Below are 15,773 nucleotides of genomic sequence, written 5' to 3'. Positions count from 1 at the left end.
CATTGATCTTTCCCTGTGCTTGCCCCTCCGCAAACGGCCTTGCCGATCCGAGCCATGGCGTCGCATGAGAAAACCTTTTCTCACTTGACATGAGGATTGGTAAAAGCTTTTCTCAGATCACTTCAGAAGGAGGGACGTTCTGAACATATCGGGAGGAAAAAGAGGCAGGATCACCATCCACGAGGTGGCGGCGGCTGCCGCGGTGAGCATCTCGACGGCGTCGAAAGCCCTCAATGATACCGGCCGGATGGGGTCGGAAACGCGCGAACGGGTGAAACGGATCGCCACCGAAATCGGTTACCGGCCGAATGCGCTGGCGAGAGGTCTTCTCAGCAAGCGCAGCTTCACCATCGGGCTGCTGACGAACGACACTTATGGCCGTTTCACGCTGCCTGTCATGGCGGGCATCTCGGATGCTCTCGTCGATCACGGCGTTTCGGTCTTCCTGTGCGCCATCGAAGACGATCCGGCGCTCGCCCAGATCCATGTCGACGCGATGCTGGACAAACAGGTCGACGGCATCATCGCGACGGGAAAACGCCTGGATCGGCGCCTGCCCGTCGATCTTTCGAATTTGCATGTGCCTGTCGTCTACGCATTCACGGAGGGAACGCAGAACAGTGTCACCTTCCGTTCGGACGACGAACAGGGTGCGCGGCTGGCGGTGGAATGGCTGGTGAAGATCGGACGGCGGCGGATTGCGCACATCACCGGGCCGCAGGACTTCTTCTCGGTGCGGGAACGTGCCGGCGCCTATCACGAGGTGGCCGGTCACCGCGAGCCGGTGCTCTACGGCGTCTGGTCGGAAAGCTGGGGGCATGAGGCGGTCGATCAGCTTTGGAAGAGGTCGGCAGAAAAACCGGATGCACTCTTCTGCGGCAATGACCAGATCGCCCGCGGTGCGGTGGATGCGTTGCGCGAGCGCGGCGTCAAGGTGCCGCAGGACGTCTCGGTCATCGGCTTCGACAATTGGGAGATTGTCGCGGCCCAGACGCGGCCGCCGCTGACGACGGTGGACATGGAACTGAAGGAGCTCGGGCGGCAAGCCGGATTGACGGTGCTTGCGCTTGCGGAAGGACGGCCTGTCGAGCCGGGAGTGAGGAAATTGCCGTGCCGGCTGATCGTCCGGCAGTCATGCGGGGGTAAAGCCCCGGGGATGAGAATAAGAGAATGAGCAAAGGCGCGAGGAGATGCGCCATATTGGGAGGAGTGTCATGATCAAGCGTCTTTTGGCGGCGACCAGCATCGCTACCTTATGTCTGGTGTCGGCCGCGTCGGCTGCCGAAAATGTCGAAATGTGGGTTCGCTCGGGGATCGGCGACGCCTTCAAGAAGGTCGTCGAAGCCTATAATTCCGGTCACGAGAACAAGGTCGTGATGACCGAGGTGCCGTTCTCCGAACTCGTGCAGAAATATGCGACGGCAATCGCCGGCGGACAGGCGCCGGACGCCCTGTCGATGGATCTGATCTATAATCCGGCCTTTGCCGCGGCCGGTCAGCTCGAAGACCTGACAGACTGGGCAAAATCCCTGCCCTATTTCAACTCTCTTTCGCCATCGCATGTTCGCCTCGGCACCTATCAGGACCGGATCTACGGACTGCCGCTGTCGGTCGAGACCTCCGTCTTTGCCTGGAACAAGGATCTCTACAAGAAGGCCGGGCTCGACCCGGAAAAGGCACCGGCGAATTGGGACGAAATCACCGCCAATGCCGAGAAGATCCGGGCGCTGGGTGACGATACCTACGGCTTTTATTTCTCCGGCGGCGGCTGCGGCGGCTGCATGATCTTCACCTTCACGCCGCTGGTCTGGGGTGCGGGCGCCGATATCCTGTCGGCCGACAGCAAGACGGCGACGCTCGATACGCCTCAGATGCGCAAGGCCGTCGATATCTACCGCAACATGATCAAGAAGGACCTCGTGCCGGCGGGAGCCGCCAGCGACAACGGCGCGAACTTCCTGACCTTCACCAACGGCAAGATCGGCCAGCAGAGCCTTGGCGCCTTTGCCATCGGCACGCTGGTGACCGAGCATCCCGATATCAACTTTGGCGTGACCCTCATTCCTGGCGTCGACGGGAAGCCTTCGTCCTTTGCCGGCGGCGACAACTTCGTCATCACCAAGGGCACGAAGAAGATCGACGCGGTGAAGGAGTTCCTCGAATATGTGTATTCGATGGACGGCCAGAAGATCATGGCGAAGTATGGCAGCCTGCCGACGCGCGGCGATATCGCCGACAAGGTGCTTGAGGGCCTCGATCCACGCATGCAGGTCGGCCTGAAGGCGATTGGCGTCGCCAAGACACCCTATACGCTGCAGTTCAACGACCTGATCAACAGCGCCAACGGGCCATGGGCCAGCTTTACCAACGCCGCGATCTTCGGCGACGACGTCGACGGCGCGTTTTCGAGTGCGCAATCGGAAATGCAATCGATCATCGATAGCGGCCAGTAAACTCTCCCTCGGCCGCGGCCGGGGAGCGGTGGCAGCTTCCCGGCCAATTTCACCGACAGATGCGGAGCGTTTTGATGACCGGTTCCGGTTCAGAGATTCTATTGCCTCGGCGCAGGCGACGGCGCCGATCGAACTGGCGCGGCTTCGTCTACATCGCGCCGGCCATGGCGCTGGTCATCGTCTTCTTCATCATGCCGGTTCTCTTTACCGGATGGATGAGCCTGCATAACTGGCCGCTGATGGGGGCGTCACGCTGGATCGGTTTCAACAATTATTTTCGCATGGCCAACGATACCCGTTTCATGACGGCGCTGAATTTCACAGCCTATTATACCGTGATCGTCACCATCGCGATCTTCGCGATCGCCTTTCCGCTGGCGATCTTCGTCGAAAAGGAACGGCAGTTCGTCGGCGCCTACCGGACGATCATCTTCCTGCCCGTCGTGGTCGGCCTTGCGACAGCCTCGCTGCTGTGGGTCTGGCTCGCCAATGTCGATAGCGGCTTCATCGGCCCGGCCTTGAGAGGGCTCGGCCTCGTCGAAAAGAGCCCCAATCTGCTTGCGACCTTCGACACCGCCTTTCTGACGATCGTGGTGATGGTCGTCTGGAAGATCGCCGGCTTCACCATGATCATTCTCCTGACCGGGCTTCAGGCCATTCCGTCCGAGCTGACCGAGGCCGCCCGCATCGACGGCGCCGGCCGCTGGCAGCGTTTCCGGCATCTGACGCTGCCGTTGATGCGCAAGACGATCGCGCTGGCGCTGATCGTCTCCGTCACCGGCTCGATCCTCGCCTTCGACCAGTTCTACATCATGACGTCAGGCGGTCCGCAGAACAAGATGATCTCGGTGGTCTACTACATCTTCAATCAGTCTTTCGTGTCGTTCAATCTCGGTTATGGCGCAGCGCTGTCGATCGTGCTTCTCGCCATCCTGGTGGCGATCAGCATCGTGCAGCTTTGGCTGCTTCGCGTCGGGGAGGAGCGTCCATGACCACCTCAAGGGAACGCCGCGCGCGCAAGGCCATCCGGACGAAGTCGGCCTATCATCTGACCGGCATTGCCATATCGATCTTTTTTCTCGCCCCCTTCGTGATCACGCTGTTGTCGTCCTTCCGGCATGGCACGGAGGCCAGCCTGCCGCCCTTGCCGCCATGGCCGATATCCGGCGTCAGCATCGATTCCTACGCGCTGCTCGACACGTTCGGCGCCGGCATCTGGCGGCACATGATCAATTCGCTGTTCGTTTCGGTCGCCACCGTGGTGCTGACCGTCGCCGTCAGCCTGCTCGCCGGCTACGGCTTCTCGCGCTACCGGTTCCCGATGAAGAATGCGCTTTTCGTGCTGATCATCGCGACGCTGATGATCCCGTTCCAATCGATCCTGACGCCGCTCTTCATCATCCTGGCAAAGCTTGGCCTCAACAATTCGCTGCTTGGGCTGACGCTCGTCTATGTGACGCTGCAACTTCCCTTCTCGGTGTTCATGATGCGCAACGCTTTCGACGCCGTGCCGAAGGAGATCGAAGAGGCCGCACGGATCGACGGCGCGCGCGACCTCAGGCTCCTGGTGCGGGTTCTTCTGCCGCTGGTGCTTCCCGGCGTTGCGACGGTCGCGATCTTTGCCTTCCTCAATGCCTGGAACGAGTTCCTCGCCGCACTCGTGCTGCTCTCCAGCAATGAGAAATACACCCTGCCGGTGCTGATGACGGCGGTTCGCGCCGGGCGGCTCGGCGCCATCAACTGGGGAGCGGTCCAGGCCGGTGTCGTCGTCATGACGATCCCCTGCCTGATCGTCTTCCTGCTTCTGCAACGCTACTACATGCGCGGGCTGATGGCCGGCGCGGTGAAATGATCTTAGAGAAAGTGGAACCCATGACCAAACCAAGCAACGACCGCCAGTTTCGTCCCGTCGCCGTTCCCGATGTGGAGCTCGGCGGCTTCTGGGGCAAATGGCAGGACGCCGTCTGCAATTCCACTGCCGAGACCCTGCTCGACCGCTGCGTCGAGGCCGGCATGCTCAAGGCGATCGATGTCGACCAGCCGAGCCCGGGGGTCGTCATTCCCATTCAGCCATGGGGCGGGACGACGCAGATGTTCTGGGATTCCGACCTCGGCAAGTCGATCGAAACGATCGCCTATTCGCTCTATCGCCGGCCAAACCCGAAGCTCGAAGCGCGCGCCGACGAGATCATCGACATGTATGAGAAGCTGCAGGACGAGGACGGCTATCTGAACGCCTGGTTCCAGCGCGTCGAGCCGAAGCGCCGCTGGACCAATCTGCGCGACCACCATGAACTCTATTGCGCCGGCCACCTGATGGAAGCCGCGGTCGCTTATTATCAGGCGACCGGCAAACGCAAGCTGCTCGACATCATGTGCCGCTATGCCGATTACATGATCAAGATTTTCGGTCGCGGCGAAGGGCAGATCCCAGGCTATTGCGGCCACGAGGAAGTCGAGCTGGCGCTGGTCAAGCTCGCCCGCGTGACGGATGAGAAGAAATATCTCGAGCTATCGAAATACTTCATCGACGAACGGGGCACTGAACCGCATTTCTTCACCGCCGAGGCAAGCCGCGATGGGCGCGATGTCTCCGAGTACCACCAGAAAACCTATGAATACGCGCAAGCGCACCAGCCGGTGCGCGCGCAGACAAAGGTCGTCGGCCACGCCGTGCGCGCCATGTACCTCTATTCGGGCATGGCCGACATCGCCACCGAATACAAGGACGATAGCCTGACGGCAGCGCTGGAAACGCTTTGGGACGATCTGACGACCAAGCAGATGTATATCACCGGCGGCATCGGGCCGGCTGCCTCCAACGAAGGCTTTACCGATTACTTCGATCTGCCGAACGATACCGCTTATGCGGAGACCTGCGCCTCGGTCGGCCTGGTGTTCTGGGCAAGCCGCATGCTCGGCCGCGGTCCGGATCGGCGCTATGCCGACATCATGGAGCAGGCGCTTTACAATGGCGCGCTGCCGGGGCTTTCGACCGACGGCAAGACATTCTTCTACGACAATCCGCTCGAAAGTGCCGGCAAGCACCACCGGTGGAAGTGGCACCATTGCCCCTGCTGCCCGCCCAACATCGCCCGGCTGGTGACCTCGATCGGCTCCTACATGTACGCCGTTTCGGATAACGAGATCGCCGTGCACCTCTATGGCGAGAGCACCGCGCGGCTGAAGCTTGCCAACGGCGCCGAGGTGGAATTCGAGCAGACCACCAACTATCCGTGGGAGGGTGCGGTCGCCTTTACCACCAGGCTGGAGAAGCCGGCGAAGTTTGCGCTGTCGCTGCGCATTCCGGACTGGGCCGAAGGCGCAACTCTCAGCGTCAATGGAGAAATGCTCGATCTCAACGCCAATATGCGGGACGGATATGCCAGGATCGATCGTGAGTGGGCCGCGGGTGATCGCGTCGCCCTCTACCTGCCGCTGGCGCTTCGGCCCCAATATGCCAATCCGAAGGTGCGCCAGGATGCCGGCCGCGTCGCATTGATGCGCGGCCCGCTGGTCTATTGTCTGGAAACAACGGACAATGGCGAAGACCTCAATGCCATCGTCCTGCCCCGTGAGCTCTCCACGGCCGAAACTGTCGTGCTGAAGGATCTCAATGATGCCGTCGCCATCGATCTCAAGGTCGAGCACGAGGAAACATCGAACTGGGGAACAGCGCTCTACCGCAAAGCGCCGGCCGAAAGGCAGGTCGCCACCGCGCGTTTCGTGCCCTATCATCTCTGGGACAACCGCGCGCCCGGAGAGATGCTCGTCTGGGTCCAGTCGGACAGATAGGTCTTTTTGGGGATGACGAACGGTATGGGTAACAAGAGCGTCGTGCTCCAGGACGTGCGAAAAAGCTATGGCAATCTGCAGGTGGTTCACGGGATCGACCTGACGATCGCAGAGGGCGAATTCGTCGTCTTCGTCGGCCCTTCCGGCTGCGGGAAATCGACGCTTCTTCGCATGATCGCCGGCCTGGAGGACGTGACCGACGGGGAGGTCGAGATCAAGGGACGTATCGTCACCGATCTCGATCCATCCGAGCGCGGCATCGCCATGGTCTTTCAGTCCTACGCGCTCTATCCGCATATGAGCGTGCGCGACAATCTGGCCTTTGGCTTGAAGATGGCGCGCACGAATGCTGCGGAGATAGAGACGCGCGTCGAGGCCGCCTCGGCAATCCTGAAAATCGACCATCTTCTCGACAGGCGGCCGGGACAGCTTTCCGGTGGCCAACGGCAGCGCGTGGCGATCGGCCGGGCGATCGTGCGCAAGCCCGATGTCTTCCTGTTCGACGAGCCGTTGTCCAATCTCGATGCGGAACTGCGCGTTTCGATGCGCATCGAGATCGCCCGCCTCCACCGCGAACTCGGCAACACGATGATCTATGTCACGCACGACCAGACGGAGGCGATGACGCTCGCTGACAAGATCGTCGTGCTGCGCGACGGCCGCGTCGAACAGGCGGGAACGCCGCGGGAAATCTACGAGAATCCCTCGAATACCTTCGTGGCGGGCTTCATCGGCTCGCCGAGGATGAACCTGCTCAATGCCCGCTGGGGTGCGGGAGGCATGGTCGAAGTCGCCGGCCGGCAGATCGAAAGCGGCCTGCCGCCGGCAGACAGGCCGGTTGGCGGCGCGGTGACGCTCGGCCTGCGGCCGGAGCATCTGAAGGTGGCCTCCGATCTATCGGGCAGCCTGACGGCCAGGGTCGATTTTTCGGAATATCTCGGGGGAACGCAATACCTCTATTGCCAGCTTGCCGATGGCCAGTCACTGACCGTCGAGCATCGGTCACCGATCAGTATCGCGGCGGGCGAGCAAGTGAGCCTGCTGTTTGAACCGTCGGATTGCCGGTTGTTCGACGAGGGTGGGAACCGGTTGCGCTAAAGCGCGTCGCGATCTTTCAGATACGCTCCTCGCGCTTTAGCTCTTTGTTTTTACACATGTCGTTATCGCAAAACCGCTGCACACTTTTGCGCGACATGCTTTAATCGCGGCGGTCACGGTCACAGGCGGCCGACCACTCGGCGATCGGCCCGTCTGAACTTCACTCGGCGATCGCGAGTGTCATGAGTTCCGCCGCCCTTTGCCGGGCTTCCCTGTCGGCGGCGAAGACATCGTCCATGCCGGCAGCCGGCGGCAGGCCGGCCAGGTCATCCATGACCCTCTCGGTGACCTCGGCCATGGCGAGGAAGGAGAGCTGCCCTTCGATGAAGGCTTCGAGCGCCACTTCCTTGGCGCCGTTCAGCACCGCGCCCTGAACACCGCCGCGCGTCATCGCCAGGCGCGCCAGCCGCAGCGCCGGAAACCGCACCTCATCCGGCGCCTCGAAATCCAGCCTGGCGAGCTTGGCGAAATCCAGCCGCTCGACCGGCAGGTTCGACCGGCGCGGAAAGGATAGGGCATAACCGATGGCGGTGCGCATATCGGGCGCGCCGAGCTGCGCCAGCACCGATCCATCGGTATAGCCGACCATGGAGTGGATAATCGATTGCGGATGAAAAATGACCTCGATCTGTTCGGGCCTGAGGCCGAAAAGGTGCCGGGCTTCGATCATCTCCAGCGCCTTGTTGAACATCGAGGCACTGTCGATCGAAATCTTCAAGCCCATCGACCAGTTCGGGTGGGCGCGCGCGGTTTCCACCGTCACATCCGCCATGTCACGCAGCGAGGCGGTGCGGAAGGGGCCACCCGACGCCGTCAGGATGACCCGCTCGACGGCGTGGCGCTGGTTCTCTTCCAGCACCTGGAAAATCGCGTTGTGCTCGCTGTCGACCGGAAGCAGCCTGCCGCCGCCCGCCCGGATCGCTGCGATGAAGAGATCGCCGGCCGATACCAGGCATTCCTTGTTGGCAAGGGCGATATCGGCGCCGCGGCGGGCCGCGGCAAGCGTCGGCGCCAGGCCGGCAGTACCGACGATTGCCGCCATCACCCAGTCAGCTTCGCGGTCGGCGGCTTCCATCAGCCCGGATTTTCCCGAAGCGACGGCGATGCCGGTGCCGGAAAGTGCGCTCTTCAGTGATTCGTAATGCCGGTCGTTTGCCGTCACCGCCAGCCGCGCGCCGGATGATTTCGCCTGCCGGGCCAACAATTCGACATTGCCGCTGCCGGTCAGCACGGAGATTTCGAAGTTCTCCCGTCCGCCCAGATGATCGACGACATTGAGTGTATTCTGGCCGATCGAACCCGTCGAACCGAAGATGCTGAGGCGCCGCGGCGCGCTTTTGCCGGTCATCATGTAGAATTTCGCGAAAATTTCTCTCGTAGGCTCAGGCTCTACTAGGCTTTGGAGGGGGCGGCAAGTGTGCGGTGCAGCAGATTTCAACCCTTGAGGGGTTTACAGAGCGGCGGCCGGATGTGATCCTTATAACATTGCTGCCGGAATCGCTTCCGCCGCGGCCGGACGGTCGCATGGCAAGTCGGGGCGCTGTGGCGTCCATCGAAGAACAGGCACTCGGTGCCGCCGGCCTTTGGGCCATACATTAAATCGAGGATGAAACCGGGATGGACGGCTTGGCCGTGATCTCTTTCGCGGCTTGGCCGTGATCTCATTGCGTTCGTCGCGAACGCTTTCATATGCGCTGCTGCGTCCACTCCGCGCCGCAGCCCTGTGACAGGTCAAAACGTTCTGAACTTCATGACGACATTCAAATTAGTATGCATCTTTTTCGCCATCCTACCCTCGCTCACAGCCGCAGCGAAGGCGGACGACCTGCTGATCTGGTCGCCAGCCAAGCTTTCGGACCGGTCCTACAAGGCGACGGTGGGTTTTCGCCTGCCGGCGGAATGGGAAACGAGCGCTGGCGCCGACATCGCGCTGGCCTCGACCAAAGGCGGAGCGCTGCTGCCCGATTCCGAACAGGCAATGCTTTGGGGCAGGATCACCAGGACGAGCGTTACCCCGGCAGGCCGGTCAGAGCGGGGTGCCAGCGTCAGCGTCGATACGCTGCGCGGCAGCGGCGCGCTAACCCTCAGCCGCTCGCGCAGCTGGATCCTGTCCGATTCGCTCGACATGCAATCGAGCCGATCCATCAGCGTGCAATATGACGCGGTCGAGGCCCGGCAGGCTTCGGTAACGGCAACGCAGGCGCTGAAGCTGATTCATCCCTGGACGGGAACCGCGCTTTCGGCAGGGACAGGCGTCAGCAATGCGAGCGGCGACTTCTCGAGCACGGTTGGGGTCAGCCAGGCCATTCTGCCGAACCTCAATCTCGATGCTTCGGTCAGCAATCCATTTTCAGGAGGTGAGGCGGGCAGCGTCAATCTCCGCTATCGCGTCAACTGGTAGCGGTGGTGAACCAAAGTCCGCTGAGCAGCGTTTCCTACGAGGCTTTCACGGAGGAACGGATCATGGTTTTCAAGGAGCAGACATTTCACGGGCTCGAACCCGAGATGGAGATCGAGATCGCCAATCGCGCATCGGTCGAAGCGGCCGTTGCCAATGCCCTGGCGATCGCCGGCGGCATCGACGCCTCCGATGTCGAGGTGACGATGGAGAACGATCAGATCGTGTTGAGCGGCACCGTCGGCACGGTAGGCGAAATCGAACGGGCAACTGCGGTCGCCAAGGCGGTCGAGGGTGTGCATGCGGTGCAGAACCGAATCCTGCTCGGCGGATCGTCGCTCGACGGTACGCATTAACCAGCGGCGGGCCGCTCCGAGCCCGGCGCTTGCCGGGCGAGAACTGTTTCCACATTGTCGCCTATAAGCCGCCGATCAACCGGCGAAGCGTTCGACGAGGAAGGACGAGCCGGCCAGACGATCCGTTTTCTGCGCGGCGCCCGACCCCTGCGGCTGGTAGGCGATGGCGAGCAGCAGGACACTGACGGCGACATAGGCGATTGTCAAAAGAGTCATCTTGAGACGCATGATGAATACTCCTGTTTCGCGGTAAACGCGGCTGGTATGGCGAAGTTCCTGATGTCGAGATCAGATGAAAAGTCCGGCCGATCAGCCAGGCTTTTCCTGATGGATTGCCTTATCGGCGGACCTGGGTTTCCTTGATGACCGTGTGGCCGTGGCGGCGGATCTTTTCCGTCTTGGTGAAGCAATCGCGGGAAACGTGGCGCCCTCATGTGATGGCGGTAGTAGGGCCGTTCCGACGCGCATCATCCGTGGTGATGGTCACACTTGCCGCCTGGGACGGCATTGCGGAAAAGATGGACGCAGCAGCGAGCGTGCAGGCAAGGACAAACCGTTTCATGACGAGCGCCTCTCTTTTCTGAGTTGGTCACGGCATCAACTCGCCGGAAGCCGTCGGTTCAATCACATAGGGTTACCGATTGTGTCGAAGGCAGAAACCTTTGACGCGCCGGATCGTTAGCGCTGGGGATAGCCGGAGGCATCGAGCATGGGACCGATTGCAAGGATCATCACCATCGTCGCCGGGCTTGCCGGCGGCACGGTGTTTTCGCAGGCACCGGAATTTGCGCAGCAATACCGCCAGCGGATCGGCGGGGCGATCGACGAATTGCGGGTCATCGTCGAGGATTTCAATACTCAGGCCGCCGAGCACCATCTCGATCGCCAGCAGGCGCTGAACACCTATGCGCAATCGTCCGACGATTTCCTGCGCGACCGCGGCGTCTCGATGCAAAGTACGATCTCGCGTTACGAAACGCTGTTGTCGCAGCAACTCCACCTCAGCACTGCCGCCCCCGTGGCCAAGCCGTTCGTGCTGCTACGGAATGCGGATGACGTCGTTTTCGCCAATACCTGGCGCGACTTCGTGCCGGGCGTGCCCGTCAGCTTTGCCGGTCTTGTCTGGGGCGCGATTGGTTTTGTTAGTGGCTGGGCTGTCGCGGCGCTGCTGGGATTGGGTGCGCGGCGGGTCACGAGGACACGGCGAGTCCATCGTCAGGTGCGGTGAACCAATCGGTGGCGAACGTGGCACTGGCCCCGGAGCGTAATGATATCAGTCAAGCTTTGCGCTGAAATGCCCCCCGCCACACTTCGGAGGGGGGCGTCGATATTGATCGGAACCGGTTCGTGCGCCTTTCCGGTGATCGGGCCAGAGAGCCTTGTTACGTGGACGCTGCCGCTTCCTTGGCGATGCCACCTGAAAGCAAACGCCAAATGCCGAATGCCACCACGCCCATCGCGAGGAAGATCACAAAGATCAGGAAGTTGTAGTAGATCATCGCTGCCAGCGCGACGAGGGCGAGCCCGAGGGCAATGGCTGGCACCACGGGATAACCCCAGGCCCTGAAGGGTCGCGCGAGTTCAGGTTCGGTCTGACGCAGCTTAAACAGCGACGCCATCGAGACGATGTACATGATGATCGCGCCGAACACCGACATGGTGACAATATTGGCGGTCAGCGGCAAACCGCCGATCTGGATCAGGCTGTCGGAAAAGATGGCTGCGATGCCGACGGCGCCACCTGCCAGGACTGCGAGATAAGGCGTGCGGAATTTCGGATGGATTTTTGCAAGGGCTTCCGGGAGGTAGCCGGCGCGGCCCAGCGCAAAAATCTGCCTGGAATAGCCCATGATGATGCCGTGAAAGGAAGCAATCAGGCCGAATAGGCCGATCCAGACCAGCATATGCAGCCAACCGGAGGATTCGCCCACGACCGCCTTCATCGCCTGCGGTAGCGGATCGTTGATATTGGACAGCGTGCGCCAGTCGCCGACGCCACCGGCGAAGATCATGGTGCCGAATGCGAGGAAGACGAGTGTCAGAATACCCGCAATATAGGCAATGGGAACGGTGCGGGTGGGGTTCTTGGTCTCCTCAGCCGCCATCGCCGCGCCTTCGATCGCCAGGAAAAACCAGATGGCAAATGGAATGGCGGCAAAGATGCCTCCAATGGCACCGACCGAGAATTCAGGGGCGCCAGCCCAGCCATTGGCCGCGAAATTGGCAAAAGAGAAGCCCGGCGCGACGACACCCATAAAGATCAGCAGTTCGGCAATCGCCAGAATGGTGATGAGGAGTTCGAAGGTTGCCGCGATCGTGACTCCGACGATATTGAGCGCCATGAAAATGATATAGGCGCCGACAGCCGCCATTTTCGGATCGAGCCCCGGGAACTGCACATTGAGATAGGCGCCGATGGCCAGCGCGATGGCCGGAGGGGCGAAGACGAATTCAACCAATGTCGCAAAGCCCGCAACGAAGCCGCCGAGCGGGCCGAAAGCCCTGAGCGCATATGCAAAAGGGCCACCGGCATGCGGAATGGCCGTCGTCAATTCCGTGAAGGAAAAGATAAAGGTGGTGTACATGACGGCAATCAGGATCGTGGTGATCAAGAAGCCGAGTGTGCCAGCCGCCGCCCAGCCATAGCTCCAGCCGAAATATTCGCCTGAGATGACGAGGCCGACGGCAAGTCCCCATAAGTGCAGCCCGGTCAGGCTTTTGGCGAGCGTCGGTTGAGAATTTGACATGATTGTTCCCCTTTTTTTAAATTGAACTTTATGCTTCTTGGTGTGGCAGCGCTTCTATGGCGCCTTCGGCGTTTTCCTTGAGATCGACACCGGTCAGCTGCAGGCGAAGCGCCTCCCGGACAATCCAAACGATCTTGTCGGCTGCGACCTCGTAGCTGAGCCCGTCTGCATGAATATTCGAAATGCAGTTGCGCTCACTATCACGCCGTCCCGATTGCGGGCGGAACGTGATGTAGGCACCGAGGCTGTCAGGCACGCTTAGTCCCGGCCTCTCGCCAATCAGCACGATGGCAACTTCTGCGCCAAACGCCGCCGCTGCCTCATCACCAAATGCCACTCGCGCCTGCTCGCCCAATATCACCGGGGCGACGCTGAAGTTGCCAAGACGCTTCATGCATGCCTTAAACAGCGGCACTGCGTGGTGTTCGACCGCCGAGGCTGAAAGTCCGTCTGCGATGATGAAGGCGATATCATAACGATCGCCTGGGCCTGGCAGATCGGCTGCGTTGGTCTGACGGCCGAGATCCGGGCGTGCCAGATAGATCGTACGGTCTTTGGCGCGAGACCGAATCCGGACCGTCGGCACGGGAGCAAGCTGCTTGGCAAGGGCGACGAAATCCACTTGACCATGCACGGCATCCCGCGCCCGGGCATGGGCAAGCTGGAAGTCGAGAATTGCCGATGTCGGCAACGCGTCGCCCGCCCTTCCAAGCCCAATTCGGGCGCGTGTGGCGTTGCGGAACCGCGCAAATGGATCTCGTTCGAAGGGAGTCATGCCGATGCCCTGTAGCTCAAGAGATTGCGAGAAAAGGCGCCCGAGGCGCTGGCAGGCGCAAGACGACCCGTGTGATCAATCATGCCCATGCGATGAAGCCAGGCTTCGAACTCCGGGGCGGGCGGACGATTGAACTGGTGCCTGAGGCCGACAATATCGTGGTAGGAAAGGCTCTGATAATTGAGCATGACGTCATCGGCGCCGGGCACCGCGATGAGGAAGCTGACGCCCGCGACAGTCAGCAACACCATCAGATTATCCATATCGTCCTGGTCCGCTTCGGCGTGGTTCGTGTAGCAGACGTCGACCCCCATCGGCACGCCAAGCAGTTTGCCGCAGAAATGATCTTCGAGCCCGGCGCGGATAATTTGTTTGGCGTCGAAAAGATATTCGGGGCCAATGAAGCCGACCACCGTATTGACAAGCAATGGATTGAGTTCACGTGCAACGGCGTAGGCCCGGGTCTCAATCGTCTGTTCGTCGACACCATGATGGGCGTTGGCCGAGAGGGCGCTGCCCTGGCCGGTCTCCAGATACATGACATTGTTTCCGACCGTGCCGCGCTTCATGGAAAGTGCTGCCTGCTGACCTTCCCTGAGGACGGCGAGATCGACGCCGAAACCCTTGTTGGCAGCCTCCGAGCCGGCGATTGACTGGAACACCAGGTCGAGCGGCGCTCCAGCCTCAATCGCCTTGATTGACGTGGTGACATGGGTCAACACGCAGGATTGGGTCGGGATCTCGAACCGTTCGCGCAGCCGGTCGAAAAGAATCATCAATCTTGTGCAGGCCTCAAAATTGTCGGTCGCCGGGTTGATGCCGATCACCGCATCGCCGATCCCATAGAGAAGTCCGTCGAGCGTCGAGCCGGCGACGCCTTCAGGATCATCAGTGGGATGATTGGGCTGAAGACGGCTCGATAGTCGGCCGGGCAGACCGATCGTGGAACGAAAGGCCGTGACCACCCTGCATTTGCCGGCGACGGTGATCAGGTCATGGTTGCGCATGATCTTGGAGACCGCCGCGACCATTTCGGGGGTGAGGCCCGATGCGATGGCAAGCAGTTTTTCGGAGGTCGCCTCATAAGAGAGAAGCCAATCGCGAAACTCACCGACCGTCATATGAGATACCGACGCGAATGCCGTCCAATCATGGCGGTCGACGATCAGCCGACTGACCTCGTCGGTCTCGTATGGGATGACGAGGTCTTCCAGGAAAGTTTTGAGAGGCATATCCGCGAGCAGGTAGCGGGCGGCCACCCGCCGCTCGTTGCTTGACGCCGCGATCCCGGCTAGCACGTCACCTGATTTCAGCGGCGAAGCGCAAGCCAATACCGATTTCAGATCCTGAAAGACATGGCGTTCGCGTCCTAGAACGATCGAATATGTTGTCATCTGCTCCTGGCCGTCGATCAGCCTATTTTCGATGCCCGGGAACTCGTCCGCCTTTTGTGGGCATTCCCAGGCTTCCGCCGAGTAGATTTGCTCGGCCCCAGGCCAATCAAGGCAAGAAGCGTGCCATTCTTGTCGGCTAAGATACCGAGGCAGCCGTGCCAAAGGCTCAGCATGGCTGGACCATGACCGCTTACGCGACGCGGCTTTCGCAGAGACTGCTTTCAATTTAGGGTGGTTAGTTCGCTAGGGTGGTTGTATCCACCTTACGATAACGTGCTCCGATGCGCGCATATTTGCGCTCGGTTCAACACTGATTGCGAAAATATTCGTTGATTGTCGTGATCCAGTGGTTCTGGCCCGAGTGCTTTTTCGGTGGGGCAATCTGTGCCGAGGCGCGATCGCCAATTTCGAGTGAACTGACCGTGGCTCGACGCCGATGTTGAAAAACTAGCCAGTTGAACGGGTCTAATCGATCACCAATTTCTTCGACTCGAAGAGCTTGGTCGTGCGGCCTCAACGCGACACTCGGCCTCGCTACTGCCAGTCAAAGGCCGGTTTCTCATGACATCATTATTGCGTTCTTGCATGTCTGCAGGAATGTGCGTTGTGTCGAGGGAGATAACCATCTGATTGACTGGTGATCCCGGCGCGATTCGAACGCGCGACCCCCAGATTAGGAATCTGGTGCTCTATCCTGCTGAGCTACGGGACCACTTGCACGCCATGCATACAAAAGGCTTGGCGGGAAGCCAAGCCT

General features: G+C 60.7%; 14 protein-coding genes, 1 tRNA gene and 1 pseudogene. 9 read left to right on the top strand and 7 right to left on the bottom strand.

Annotated elements, in window-relative coordinates; translation table 11 throughout:
• Positions 1–202: 202 nt before the first annotated feature.
• From RlegSU303_RS21000 to RlegSU303_RS20975, 6 genes are all read left to right on the top strand, one after another.
• Entirely contained in the window at positions 203–1,174 is a 972-nt protein-coding gene (locus RlegSU303_RS21000) for a LacI family DNA-binding transcriptional regulator (RefSeq protein WP_231283308.1), read from the top strand.
• Between the two features lie 40 nt (positions 1,175–1,214).
• Positions 1,215–2,453, top strand: a complete 1,239-nt coding sequence (locus RlegSU303_RS20995) for an ABC transporter substrate-binding protein (RefSeq protein WP_017962338.1) — start codon at positions 1,215–1,217, stop codon at positions 2,451–2,453.
• A 74-nt stretch (positions 2,454–2,527) separates the two neighbouring features.
• The gene (locus tag RlegSU303_RS20990; RefSeq protein WP_020486024.1) at positions 2,528–3,445 is read left to right on the top strand and encodes a carbohydrate ABC transporter permease; all 918 of its coding nucleotides are present in this window, start codon (positions 2,528–2,530) and stop codon (positions 3,443–3,445) included.
• A complete protein-coding gene (locus RlegSU303_RS20985; protein ID WP_011653757.1) occupies positions 3,442–4,305 on the top strand; it encodes a carbohydrate ABC transporter permease in 864 nt (287 codons plus the stop codon). The genes RlegSU303_RS20990 and RlegSU303_RS20985 overlap by 4 nt, the downstream gene beginning before the upstream one ends.
• Positions 4,306–4,325: 20 nt before the next feature.
• Positions 4,326–6,248 (top strand): glycoside hydrolase family 127 protein, encoded by a 1,923-nt coding sequence (locus RlegSU303_RS20980; protein WP_131720008.1) that lies wholly within the window; start codon positions 4,326–4,328, stop codon positions 6,246–6,248.
• 24 nt (positions 6,249–6,272) lie between these two features.
• On the top strand, positions 6,273–7,346 hold the full coding sequence (locus tag RlegSU303_RS20975) for an ABC transporter ATP-binding protein (protein ID WP_181018133.1): 1,074 nt from the start codon (positions 6,273–6,275) through the stop codon (positions 7,344–7,346).
• Positions 7,347–7,506: 160 nt separating this feature from the next.
• Here the strand turns inward: RlegSU303_RS20975 and dxr are convergent, their stop codons facing one another.
• Positions 7,507–8,697 carry a 1-deoxy-D-xylulose-5-phosphate reductoisomerase gene (gene dxr / locus RlegSU303_RS20970; protein ID WP_131720009.1) on the bottom strand — a complete coding sequence of 397 codons (1,191 nt, stop codon included), beginning with the start codon at positions 8,695–8,697 and terminating at the stop codon, positions 7,507–7,509.
• A gap of 399 nt (positions 8,698–9,096) precedes the next feature.
• Here dxr and RlegSU303_RS20965 point away from each other — a divergent pair, with 399 nt between their 5' ends.
• Positions 9,097–9,747, top strand: coding sequence for a hypothetical protein (locus RlegSU303_RS20965; protein WP_131619935.1), 651 nt, complete (start codon positions 9,097–9,099; stop codon positions 9,745–9,747).
• A 62-nt stretch (positions 9,748–9,809) separates the two neighbouring features.
• Positions 9,810–10,100: a BON domain-containing protein gene (locus tag RlegSU303_RS20960; protein WP_026265482.1), complete on the top strand. Its 291-nt coding sequence runs from the start codon at positions 9,810–9,812 to the stop codon at positions 10,098–10,100.
• A 75-nt stretch (positions 10,101–10,175) separates the two neighbouring features.
• On the opposite strand, the gene RlegSU303_RS20955 is transcribed toward RlegSU303_RS20960, so the two are convergent.
• Positions 10,176–10,328 (bottom strand): hypothetical protein, encoded by a 153-nt coding sequence (locus RlegSU303_RS20955; protein WP_017962331.1) that lies wholly within the window; start codon positions 10,326–10,328, stop codon positions 10,176–10,178.
• 109 nt (positions 10,329–10,437) lie between these two features.
• Positions 10,438–10,662, bottom strand: a pseudogene (locus tag RlegSU303_RS20950) (hypothetical protein).
• A gap of 147 nt (positions 10,663–10,809) precedes the next feature.
• Between RlegSU303_RS20950 and RlegSU303_RS20945 the strand changes: the two are divergent.
• On the top strand, positions 10,810–11,328 hold the full coding sequence (locus tag RlegSU303_RS20945) for a DUF2937 family protein (RefSeq protein ID WP_131720010.1): 519 nt from the start codon (positions 10,810–10,812) through the stop codon (positions 11,326–11,328).
• 154 nt (positions 11,329–11,482) lie between these two features.
• Here the strand turns inward: RlegSU303_RS20945 and eat are convergent, their stop codons facing one another.
• The 4 genes from eat to RlegSU303_RS20925 all read right to left on the bottom strand — a co-directional run bounded on the left by eat (position 11,483) and on the right by RlegSU303_RS20925 (position 15,728).
• On the bottom strand, positions 11,483–12,847 hold the full coding sequence (gene eat, locus RlegSU303_RS20940) for an ethanolamine permease (protein WP_165504089.1): 1,365 nt from the start codon (positions 12,845–12,847) through the stop codon (positions 11,483–11,485).
• A 28-nt stretch (positions 12,848–12,875) separates the two neighbouring features.
• Positions 12,876–13,622, bottom strand: a complete 747-nt coding sequence (gene eutC, locus RlegSU303_RS20935) for an ethanolamine ammonia-lyase subunit EutC (RefSeq protein WP_131720011.1) — start codon at positions 13,620–13,622, stop codon at positions 12,876–12,878.
• Positions 13,619–15,016, bottom strand: coding sequence for an ethanolamine ammonia-lyase subunit EutB (locus RlegSU303_RS20930; RefSeq protein WP_131720012.1), 1,398 nt, complete (start codon positions 15,014–15,016; stop codon positions 13,619–13,621). The genes eutC and RlegSU303_RS20930 overlap by 4 nt, the downstream gene beginning before the upstream one ends.
• Positions 15,017–15,651: 635 nt before the next feature.
• Positions 15,652–15,728, bottom strand: a tRNA-Arg gene (locus RlegSU303_RS20925).
• Between the last annotated feature and the right edge of the window lie 45 nt (positions 15,729–15,773).

This window comes from Rhizobium sp. SU303 (genome assembly GCF_021052345.1).
GTDB lineage: Bacteria > Pseudomonadota > Alphaproteobacteria > Rhizobiales > Rhizobiaceae > Rhizobium > Rhizobium laguerreae.
This window is presented reverse-complemented; position numbering and strand designations above follow the sequence as displayed.

Bases quoted from the DNA above. Each gene is read 5' to 3' on its own strand.
- RlegSU303_RS20995 (WP_017962338.1), top strand. From the start codon at position 1,215: ATGATCAAGCGTCTTTTGGCGGCGACCAGCATCGCTACCTTATGTCTG.
- RlegSU303_RS20990 (WP_020486024.1), top strand. From the start codon at position 2,528: ATGACCGGTTCCGGTTCAGAGATTCTATTGCCTCGGCGCAGGCGACGG.
- RlegSU303_RS20985 (WP_011653757.1), top strand. From the start codon at position 3,442: ATGACCACCTCAAGGGAACGCCGCGCGCGCAAGGCCATCCGGACGAAG.
- RlegSU303_RS20980 (WP_131720008.1), top strand. From the start codon at position 4,326: ATGACCAAACCAAGCAACGACCGCCAGTTTCGTCCCGTCGCCGTTCCC.
- RlegSU303_RS20975 (WP_181018133.1), top strand. From the start codon at position 6,273: ATGGGTAACAAGAGCGTCGTGCTCCAGGACGTGCGAAAAAGCTATGGC.
- dxr (WP_131720009.1), bottom strand. From the start codon at position 8,697: ATGATGACCGGCAAAAGCGCGCCGCGGCGCCTCAGCATCTTCGGTTCG.
- RlegSU303_RS20965 (WP_131619935.1), top strand. From the start codon at position 9,097: ATGACGACATTCAAATTAGTATGCATCTTTTTCGCCATCCTACCCTCG.
- RlegSU303_RS20960 (WP_026265482.1), top strand. From the start codon at position 9,810: ATGGTTTTCAAGGAGCAGACATTTCACGGGCTCGAACCCGAGATGGAG.
- RlegSU303_RS20955 (WP_017962331.1), bottom strand. From the start codon at position 10,328: ATGCGTCTCAAGATGACTCTTTTGACAATCGCCTATGTCGCCGTCAGT.
- RlegSU303_RS20945 (WP_131720010.1), top strand. From the start codon at position 10,810: ATGGGACCGATTGCAAGGATCATCACCATCGTCGCCGGGCTTGCCGGC.
- eat (WP_165504089.1), bottom strand. From the start codon at position 12,847: ATGTCAAATTCTCAACCGACGCTCGCCAAAAGCCTGACCGGGCTGCAC.
- eutC (WP_131720011.1), bottom strand. From the start codon at position 13,622: ATGACTCCCTTCGAACGAGATCCATTTGCGCGGTTCCGCAACGCCACA.
- RlegSU303_RS20930 (WP_131720012.1), bottom strand. From the start codon at position 15,016: ATGACAACATATTCGATCGTTCTAGGACGCGAACGCCATGTCTTTCAG.